We start from the raw sequence: 8,879 nt of genomic DNA, 5'->3' as shown, positions 1-8,879 counted from the left end.
GCCTCTCGCCGTCCCGCCCCGGTCGTCGGTCACCGGCGCCCCGGGGCCCGGCTCGTCGCGCCGAGGCGGGTTCACGGCGCGACGGCCGCGCCCTCGCCCTCCCGGCGCGAGGTGCGCTCGTCCGCGTCGGCCAGCCGGAAGAAGACCGGGGGCAGCCCGAGTTCGATCACCGTGAGCGCGATCTGGAACCAGTGCGGCCAGCCGTGCACGGCGAGCGAGAGCAGCCGCCCCACCCCGCCCAGAAGGAAGACGCCGGCCAGCAGGCGCACCACCCGCGCCGGGATCGGCCGTTGCCGCGCGGCCCACAGCCACGCCAGCCCGTAGCCGACGAAGGCCGCCCCCATGAAGCGGCCCCAGCTGTCGACCGTCGCGCCGGCGGAACCCGCTCCGGGGATCGCCGCGTTGCCGAGGACCACGTGGTAGAGGCCGATCGCCACGCCTGACCAGCCCATCAGTTGTGCGAGTGTGCGCAGAGCCCTTGCCATGATTCCTCCGAGCCGTCCCGGTGGAGCTTGGTAGACATGTGTCCACCAGAGTGGGTGCACTAGTAGACACATGTCAACTAGTCTTCGGCCATGCCTCCCCGCCGACGGCTCAGCCCCGCCGACCGCCACGCCCAGCTCCGCGCCGTCGGAGCGCGGCTCTTCGCCGCGCGCCCGTACGACGACGTCCTGATGGAGGAGGTGGCGGAGGAGGCCGGCGTCTCGCGGGCCCTGCTCTACCGTCACTTCCCCAGCAAGCACGCCCTCTTCGCCGCCGTGTACGAGGAGGCCGCGGACCGGCTGCTGGCCGAGACCCGGCTCGACCCCGCGGACTCCCTGGTGGAGCAGCTCACCCAGGGCATGGACGTCCACCTCGACTACTTCGTGGCGAACCGCAACGCGGTCCTGGCCGCCAACCGGGTCCTCGCCGGCGATCCCGTGATCCAGACGATCATGACGAACGAACTGGACGCGCTCCGCGCGCGCCTGCTGGCCGCCCTCCCGCCGGTGGACGCGCCCACCCGCGAGGCGGTCTCCGGCGTCCTGAAGAGCTGGCTGGTCTTCGTCCAGGTCCTCTGCGTCGACTGGCTCACCCACGAGACCTGCACCCGCACCGAGTTGCGCGACGTCTGCGTCGGCGCGGTCGTCGGCGCCCTCCGGCCGCTGTTCGCGGAGGACCCCGCCCCGGAGTGGCCACCGCGGGCGGGCGACGCGCAGGGGTGAGGAAGGGCGGGGCAGCGGCAGGGGCAGGGGCAGGGGCAGGGGCAGGCAAGACGGGGACAGCCGGCGGGATTCCACCGGTACCGGGGTTCGTACCGCCACTTGACCTGGGCAAACGATTCGGCAGCACCCGTCCGGGTGACGACAGGAGTGCCTCGCCGGCGTGAAGGGCAGCGCTCGCAGTACCGCCCGTCCCCCCGCGAACAAGGAACCCCCATGCGCCTTCGCTCCGCCCTGGCCGCCGCCACCGGCGCCGCCCTCCTCCTGATCACCGCCCCCGGCTCGGCGTCCGCCGCCGAGGGGCAGTTCCGCTACACGTACCGGACGTCCGACGGATACGAAGCGGTCGGCTTCCTGAACAATCCCGAGAGCGGCACCTGCATCGACATCCAGGGACCGGGCTCGGAGCCCGGCTCGGCCGCCTACGCCCCGAAGAACCGCACCGACGCGACCGCCGTGGTCTTCCTCGAAGCGAACTGCGAGGGCGAGGCCTTCTTCAGCCTGCGTCCGGGCGGCGGCGCCTCGGACCGCCTGCTCGTGCGGTCGGTCGTCTTCTCCTGACGCGCGACACCGGGGACCCGGCGCCGCCGACCACCCGGCGTCCGCACCGGGCCCCCGGCACGTGGGCTCAGGTGAGGGCGGTGGCGAGCAGGGCGAAGGCCGCGATGATGATCGCGACGCGGACGTAGTGGTACCGGTCCCAGCGGCTCGCCTGCTCCTTCCAGTCCTCGGGCCGGTCTTCCGGGGTCCACGTCTTGCCCCGGTCGTTGATCGGGACGAGCAGCAGGACCGACATGATCACGCTGACCATGAGCAGCGCGCCGGCGGTGACGACGAGGCCGGCACCGGGGTGCTGCCATCCGGCGACGGCCCAGACCGCCACGAGGACGAGCGAGCCGATGTACCAGACCGGCATCACGGCGCCGAGCATCCGGCCTCCGTGGGCGCGGCCGAGCAGTTCGGCGTCCTCGGGAAGTCCGCCGAGGATCGGGTTGACGACGAAGGCGACGGAGAACTCCACCCCCACCATCACGCCGACCACCACGGTGGTGAAGACCTCAAGTGCGTTGAGCATGACGACCCCTCCTGACATCTAGCGTTGCTAGCTGATGGGTCAACGCTAGACCTACTGCCGCTCGATTGTCTAGCGGTGCTAGGATCGAGTCATGTCGGTACAGGAACGCAAGCAGCGCGAGCGGGCTGACCGTGAGCGTCTCATCGTGACCACGGCCCGCGAAGTCGCCGAGCGGCAGGGCTGGGACGCGGTCACCACCCGTCGGCTCGCCGAGAGCATCGAGTACAGCCAGCCCGTCCTCTACAGCCACTTCCGCGGCAAGCGCGAGATCATCGGTGCCGTCGCCCTCCAGGGGGCCGCCGAGATGGCCGTGTCCCTGCGGGCCGCGGCCTCCGCCGCGGACGACCCGCGCGCCCGGGCCGCCGCCCTGGCGCGCGCCTACCTCGACTTCGCCGCGCGCAATCCGGCGGTCTACGAAGCCATGTTCCAGCTGGACGGCGGCCTGGTCTTCGCGCACGACTCCACCCCGCAGCCCCTGAAGGACGCCTTCGCCGCCCTGTTGGACAACCTCGAAGGGGTCGCCGGGGACGGCGTCCACCCGGGGCTGTTCACCGAGGTCTTCTGGGCGGCCCTGCACGGCCTCGCCACCCTCACCAAGGCGCGGCGGCTGCCACCCGAGGACGCCGAACGAAGGACGAACCTGCTGGTGGACCGGCTCGCCGTCCTCTGACCGCGGGGCTCCGCCGCCGGACGCTCCTACGCCGTGCCGGCGCGGGCCCCCGGGCCCCGCGGAATCCCGGCGGGGCGGATGGCGTGCTTCAGGGCTCCCCGCCACAGACGGGACCTGCCGGTCCGGTCGAGGGCTTCGTGGGCGGCGAGCAGACCGCCCGTGACCGCGCCGAGGAAGCCGCCGGCCAGGACGTCCTGTCCCGAGAGGTACAGGCCGTCGAACTCGGTGCGCGGGCGGAGCCGGTCCGCGAGGCCGGGGCGGGTGCCGTCGCCGAAGGCGGCGACGTCCTTGGCGAGCCCGTAGAGGCTGCCGCCCGGCCAGCCGGCGAAGTGCTCGGCCGTCAGGGGGGTGCCGAGTTCGTGGTACGCCACCCGCCCCCTGGTGCGGGGAAGCTGACGGTACAGCTGCTCCAGGAGTTCCTCGCCGAGCTCGGCCTTCAGAGCGAGGTAGGCGGGTTCGCGGTCGCGCAGGCGCGAGCCGTCGAAGGACGCGAACAGGGCCGGGTCGACATAGGCGAGGATCTCGCCGGTGGACCGGCCCGGGTACCGCGCGGTCCAGGTCGGGTCCTTCGCGGAGGAGAAGGAGAGGAAGAGGCCGCTGGTGCGCCCGCCGGTGCCGTCGAAGAAGGCGTCGCAGTCGCCGTCGGTGACCATCACGTTGTGCCGGGGCAGTCCCAGCTCCTCCGGGTCGCCGTCGAGGCCGAGGAAGAGGAGCACGAACGGGAATCCGTCGCGCAGGCCGTGCAGCGGGTCGGTCTGCGTTCCGGCGGCGGAGCGGGGCAGCAGGGTGCGGTACGTGCGGTGGGCGCCCGCCGCGCTGACCACGACCGGGGCGCGTACGCGGGTGCCGTCCGCCAGCACCACGCCCGTCGCCCTCGTCCCGTCCAGTTCGATCCGCTCGACCGGCGTACGGACGAAGACCTCTCCCCCGGCGGCGCGGACGGGTTCGACCATCGCGCGGGCGATGGCGGCACTGCCGCCCACGGGGTACCAGGCACCGGTCCTGAAGTGCTCGAACACCACCGCGACGAGGAAGAACGGCAGCCTGGAGGAGGAATCGGCCAGCAGCAGCACGCTGGGGGTGAGCACCGCCTGACGCAGCCGCTCGTCGCGGACGAGCCCCGCGACCACCTCCCTGGCGGGGCGCAGCGCCTCGGGCGGGACGGCCGCCGCGCGCAGCAGACGGGCCAGGCGCCGCGCGACCGGGCCCGAGAGGCGGCCGAGCGCGAGGGCGGGCAGCGTCGCCCGGCAGCGCGCGATCAGGCGGAACAGCGCCTCGATCCCGGCCCGTTCGGCCGGGAAACGCGCGATCAGGCCGGCCTTGTAGGCGTCGAATCCGACGGGCGCCCGGTGCACCTCGCCCGCCAACCGGTACTCGTCGTACGGGTCCGCCAGGGGCGCCCACCGCAGCGCGCCGCCCGTCAGGTAGTCGGACAGCACCCGGACCGGCTCGCGGGGCGCGAGCTGCCCGACGTAGTGGATGCCGACGTCCCACTCCCAGCCACGCCGCCGGTAGGCGTGGGTGTACCCGCCGGCGGTGTAGTGCTGCTCGAAGACCGCCACCCGCCGGCCCTGCTTGGCCAGGCAGACCGCCGTCGTCAGCCCTCCGGCCCCGGAGCCGATCACGACGGCGTCGTACGCGTCCGCCACCTCGCCCGGCGCGGGAGACCGCCCCACCAGCACCCCGCGCGTCACATCCGCCCCGTTCGGCCGAGGGGCCCGGTCGCCAGGACGGAGGGGACGGCGGGGGTGGAGAGGGCTGAGGGTGGTGAGAGGACGGCGGAAGTCGGCATGGGCGGCGCTCCGGAACGTGGGGGAGGGAGAGAACACCCCGTGGAACGTTCCGGCAGGTGCGGGGTTGCGGCCGCGCCCCTGCCGTCACCTGAACGGGCCTGGTCGCGGTACGGGACGGTGCCGACCGCATCGCCGCGTCGCGCGGGGCGAAGCGCCGCCGCCGGGGTGACGGCGTCCTCCCGGGCCTCCCCCGGCAAGGTGCCGGGCCGGGTGCCGCTAGGCTTCAGCGGCCGGCGCTTCGAGCCGGCGCCTCGCACCGCTCGCCCTCCTGGAGGACACCCATGTTCAAGGTCAACGAGTACTTCGACGGGACGGTCAAGTCGATCGCGTTCACGGGCAGCGAGGGTCCCGCGACGGTCGGCGTCATGGCCCCCGGCGACTACGAGTTCGGCACCGGCAAGCGGGAGATCATGCACGTCGTCAGCGGCGCCCTGACGGTCAGGCTGCCCGGCTCCGACGAGTGGCGGACCTTCGAGGCCGGCGAGAGGTTCGACGTCCCCGCCGACAGCACGTTCCAGCTCAAGGTCGCCGAGGAGACCGCCTACCTCTGCGAGTACCGCGACTGAGGCCTCTCCCGCGGATCGCGGCGGCACGGGCTCCCGGGTCACGCTCCGGGCCGATGACGTCGTCGGGGACCTCGTCCGCCACCGCTCGGCCGAGATCACGGACCGAGCCGACCGGCCGGAAACGATCGAGAGCGCGGCTGAGGTCGAGGTCGAGGCTGAGGCTGAGGCTGAGGTCGAGGTCGAGATCGCGGACAAGGCCGACGTCGAGGTCGACGGACGCGTCGACCTCGACTCGGTGGACCGGTCCCGCCAGGCGGGATCAGGCGGTGTGCAGGCGCAGGCCGTACCGGTTGAGGATCTCGTTGACCGGCTGGAACCACGTCTCGCCGCCGGAGGAGCAGTTGCCCCAGCCGCCGGAGGTGACGCCCTGGGCCTGGTCGCCGCTCAGGAACGAGCCGCCGGAGTCGCCGCCTTCGGCGCAGACGCTGGTCTTGGTCATCTGGTAGACCGCGCCCTGGCTGTAGTTGACCGTCTGGTTCTTCGCCAGGACGGTGCCGCAGTGCCAGCGCGTGGTCGAGCCCGAGCGGCAGATCGACGCGCCGACCGGGGCCTCGGCCGAGCCGCGGACGAGCTGGTCGGGGACGGTGCCCCAGCCGAGCACGACGGGCACGGTCCACCAGCCGCTGTGGATCGACACGTACGCGTAGTCGTCGCCGGGGAAGGACGAGCCCTGGAAGGTGCCCATCGCGGATCCGTCCCAGCCGCGCACCGCCGCGCCGGCCTGACCGCAGTGACCGGCCGTCACGAAGCCGCCGTGCACGGAGAAGCCGATCGAGCAGCGGACGTTGCCCGTGTAGTACGGGTCGCCGCCGACCGTGCCCGCCGCGTAGGTGCGGGGCGCCTGTGCCGTCTCGGCGACGGTGACGAGGCCGTCGGCCCGGGCCCGGTCGAGGAAGGCCCGTACGGCGGGGGTCTGCCGTTGGGCGCGTACGACGTCGACCACGACGCTGTTCGCCTTCGGGTCGACGTGCCAGCCGGCCACTCCGGCGGGTGCGCTCAGTCCGTCCAGGCGCGCCTTGGCCCGGTCCAGGGCGGCGGCCCCGTGCCGGACCAGCCGGGTGTCCGCGCCCAGGGCGCGCACCTCCGACTCCGTCGCGCGGTCGGTCACGGCGACGACCAGTCGGCCGGCCGCCGGGTCGAACCACGAACCGCCGTAGGCGGCGCCCGCGCGCTGCCGGGCGGTCTTCTCCACCTCGGCGGCCGTCTTCTCGGCGCGCAGCCTCTCCTCGGCCTGCGCCGAGGTGAGCCCGAGGTCCTGCCGCATGGCGTCGAGCAGTCCGGCGGACGCCGACGGCGGGGCGACGGGCTCCGGTGGCGGGGCGGCGTTGGCCGCGGCGGCGCCGAGGCCGACCGTCAGGAGCAGGGCGCCGACGGCGGCGCGCAGGGGGGTGGTGCGCTTCACGGAACCTCCTGGTGTGGGGGAAGCCGAACGCTGAGAGCGCTCTCAGAGCGCTCTCAGCAACGGTAGCGGCCCACGCTTGTCAGGTCCATACCAAGAGTGTCGCGTTCAGTCGCCGTCGGCGGCGGGGCCGGCACCGGGTGTGCCGCGCGACAGCTGGTGGAGGCGGAGGGCGAGGTGGAGCTCCAGGGCGCTGTCGGGGGTGTTCCAGTCGGGGCCGAGGAGTTGGGCGACGCGGTCGAGGCGCTGCACCACCGTGTTGACGTGGACGTGGAGCGCGTCCTTGGCACGGGCGAGGCTCGCTCCCTGGTCGTAGTAGGCGTGCAGGGTGCGGACCAGTTCCGTGCCGCGTTCGGTGTCGTAGGCGAGGACCGGGCCGAGGACGCGGTCGACGTACGCGGAGATGTCGGCGCGGTCGCCGAGCAGGACGCCGACGAAGCCGAGGGCCGCGACGTCGGCGCCCTCCCCGGAGCGGCCGAGGGCGTGGAGCGCGGTGAGGCACCGCAGGGCCTCGGCGTGGAGGGCCGCGTGGTGGTCCGGGCCGGTGCCGGGGCCCGCGGTGCCCACGGTGACCGGGGCGCCGATTCCCCGGGCGAGCCCCGCGGCCAGGGCGTCGGCGAGGTCGCCCGCGAGGTCGCACGGCACGAGCAGGACGGTACGGCCCTGGCGGCTGCCCGCCAGCCCGCCGAGCCCGCGCACCACGCGCGTGGCCTCCGCCGCGAGCCGGGAACGCAGGGCGGGCTCGCAGTCGACGACGGCGACGGCGTGCGGGCGGGCGAGGTCCACGCCGAGGCGCCGGGCGCGCAGGGCGAGGCTGCCCGGGTCCCAGTGGGCGGAGGAGGCGGGGCCCGCGAGCAGGTCGTCGAGGAGTTCGCCGCGCACCCGGTCCTCGGTCTCGGCGACCGAGCGGCGGACCAGCAGCAGCATCGCCGTGACGAGCGCCGAGCGTTCGAACAGACGCCGGTCCGCCTCGGGGAGGTCGTCGCGTCCGGTCAGCACGATGCTGCCGAGGGGTTCGGCACCGGCGAGGACCGCGCAGGTCCAGACGCCGTCGGCGTGGACCGCGCGGCCCTCGGTGCGCGAGGCCGCCAGGCTGGCCGGGGAGGGTGTGACCGGGGCGGTGCCGATCCGGGCGAGCTCGCTGCCGTCGGTGTCGTGGACGGCCACTCCCCCGCCGAGCAGCACCGCGATCTCGGCGGCGACCTCGTCGGTCCCGGCGCCGCGCAACACCAGCTTGGAGAGCCGGTCGTGGGCGTCGGACGCCAGGTGGAGGGCCTCGCTGTGGGCGCGGGCCGTCGCGTTGGCGGCTTCGAGCCGGGCGAGTGCGGTACGGGTCTCGTCCAGCCGGCGGGCGCTGTCGATGGCGACGGCGGCGTGGTCGGCGAGCGAGGCGAGCAGGGCGATGGCGTCGGGGGTGAACTCGCGCGGGGTGCGGTCGGCCGCGAACAGGACGCCGATGACCTCCTCGCCGAGCCGGAGCGGGACGCCGAGGATGCCGCGGAGCCCTTCCTCGGCGACGCCGTCGTCGATGGTCCCGGTGTGCCGGTAGCGGCGGTCCGAGCGGTAGTCCGCGCTCGCGTACGGGCGGGCCGTCTGCGCGACCAGGCCGCCCAGGCCCTCCCCCATGCCGAGGCGCAGCTGCTGGAAGGCGGCCGAGACGGACCCTTCGGTGACCCGCATGAACGTGTCGTGGGCGGCCGGATCGTTCAGCGTCAGGTAGGCGACGTCCGAGCCCAGCAGCGTGCGGGCCCGCCGGACGATGGCGCGCAGCACGGCGTCGAGGTCCCGCAGGCCCGCCAGGTCGCCCGCCGTGTCGAACAGCGCGACCAGCTCCGCTTCCCTGCGCCGGTACTGGTCGAGCACCCGCCGCACCGCCAGCGCGGCCTCGGTGGTCTCCTCGATCCACTCGACGTCCCCGGGGGAGGCCCCGTCCGCCCGGGCCCGGGCGGGCTGCCCGGCGAGCTGCTCGCCGGGGGCGCCGGCCGCCAGGAGGTCCAGCATGCGGCGGGCGGCGGCCTCGGTGGGGGACGGCGTACGGGTGTCGGCTCGACGGCCGGCGGTCATGGGGCCTCCTCGCGGCCGGGGTGGGGGTCGTGCGGGGTGGTCGCCGGGACGACGGGCCGGCCGCCGCCATCGGCCTGTGAGGGCGGCGGCCGGGGCGGACGCGCGGGGCC

Annotated in this window: 9 protein-coding genes; 4 read left to right on the top strand and 5 right to left on the bottom strand. The window is 74.5% G+C overall.

Annotated elements, in window-relative coordinates:
- Window positions 1–71 precede the first annotated feature (71 nt).
- Window positions 72–485: a DUF4345 domain-containing protein gene (locus ACFQ8C_RS35505; protein ID WP_383465877.1), complete on the bottom strand. Its 414-nt coding sequence runs from the start codon at window positions 483–485 to the stop codon at window positions 72–74.
- Window positions 486–575: 90 nt separating this feature from the next.
- Here ACFQ8C_RS35505 and ACFQ8C_RS35500 point away from each other — a divergent pair, with 90 nt between their 5' ends.
- Both ACFQ8C_RS35500 and ACFQ8C_RS35495 read left to right on the top strand, forming a co-directional pair.
- Window positions 576–1,205: a TetR/AcrR family transcriptional regulator gene (locus ACFQ8C_RS35500; protein WP_383465875.1), complete on the top strand. Its 630-nt coding sequence runs from the start codon at window positions 576–578 to the stop codon at window positions 1,203–1,205.
- Window positions 1,206–1,418: 213 nt separating this feature from the next.
- Complete coding sequence (locus ACFQ8C_RS35495) at window positions 1,419–1,763, top strand: hypothetical protein (RefSeq protein ID WP_383465873.1); 345 nt, start codon at window positions 1,419–1,421, stop codon at window positions 1,761–1,763.
- A 67-nt stretch (window positions 1,764–1,830) separates the two neighbouring features.
- Here ACFQ8C_RS35495 and ACFQ8C_RS35490 read toward each other — a convergent pair whose 3' ends face one another.
- Window positions 1,831–2,277 carry an anthrone oxygenase family protein gene (locus ACFQ8C_RS35490; RefSeq protein ID WP_383465871.1) on the bottom strand — a complete coding sequence of 149 codons (447 nt, stop codon included), beginning with the start codon at window positions 2,275–2,277 and terminating at the stop codon, window positions 1,831–1,833.
- Window positions 2,278–2,368: 91 nt separating this feature from the next.
- Between ACFQ8C_RS35490 and ACFQ8C_RS35485 the strand changes: the two genes are divergently transcribed.
- Window positions 2,369–2,947 carry a TetR/AcrR family transcriptional regulator gene (locus tag ACFQ8C_RS35485; protein ID WP_383465870.1) on the top strand — a complete coding sequence of 193 codons (579 nt, stop codon included), beginning with the start codon at window positions 2,369–2,371 and terminating at the stop codon, window positions 2,945–2,947.
- A 26-nt stretch (window positions 2,948–2,973) separates the two neighbouring features.
- Here ACFQ8C_RS35485 and ACFQ8C_RS35480 read toward each other — a convergent pair whose 3' ends face one another.
- Window positions 2,974–4,641 carry a phytoene desaturase family protein gene (locus ACFQ8C_RS35480; protein ID WP_383465868.1) on the bottom strand — a complete coding sequence of 556 codons (1,668 nt, stop codon included), beginning with the start codon at window positions 4,639–4,641 and terminating at the stop codon, window positions 2,974–2,976.
- 380 nt (window positions 4,642–5,021) lie between these two features.
- Here ACFQ8C_RS35480 and ACFQ8C_RS35475 point away from each other — a divergent pair, with 380 nt between their 5' ends.
- Window positions 5,022–5,306, top strand: coding sequence for a pyrimidine/purine nucleoside phosphorylase (locus ACFQ8C_RS35475; RefSeq protein WP_383465866.1), 285 nt, complete (start codon window positions 5,022–5,024; stop codon window positions 5,304–5,306).
- 259 nt (window positions 5,307–5,565) lie between these two features.
- On the opposite strand, the gene ACFQ8C_RS35470 is transcribed toward ACFQ8C_RS35475, so the two are convergent.
- Together ACFQ8C_RS35470 and ACFQ8C_RS35465 are read right to left on the bottom strand one after the other, a co-directional pair.
- Window positions 5,566–6,708 carry a S1 family peptidase gene (locus tag ACFQ8C_RS35470; RefSeq protein ID WP_383465864.1) on the bottom strand — a complete coding sequence of 381 codons (1,143 nt, stop codon included), beginning with the start codon at window positions 6,706–6,708 and terminating at the stop codon, window positions 5,566–5,568.
- A gap of 105 nt (window positions 6,709–6,813) precedes the next feature.
- Complete coding sequence (locus tag ACFQ8C_RS35465; protein WP_383465862.1) at window positions 6,814–8,769, bottom strand: helix-turn-helix domain-containing protein; 1,956 nt, start codon at window positions 8,767–8,769, stop codon at window positions 6,814–6,816.
- Window positions 8,770–8,879 lie beyond the last annotated feature (110 nt).

It is taken from the genome of Streptomyces sp. NPDC056503 (assembly GCF_042794995.1).
GTDB lineage: Bacteria > Actinomycetota > Actinomycetes > Streptomycetales > Streptomycetaceae > Streptomyces.
Note: the sequence above shows the minus strand (reverse complement) of the source record. Positions and strands in the feature narration are given on the sequence as shown.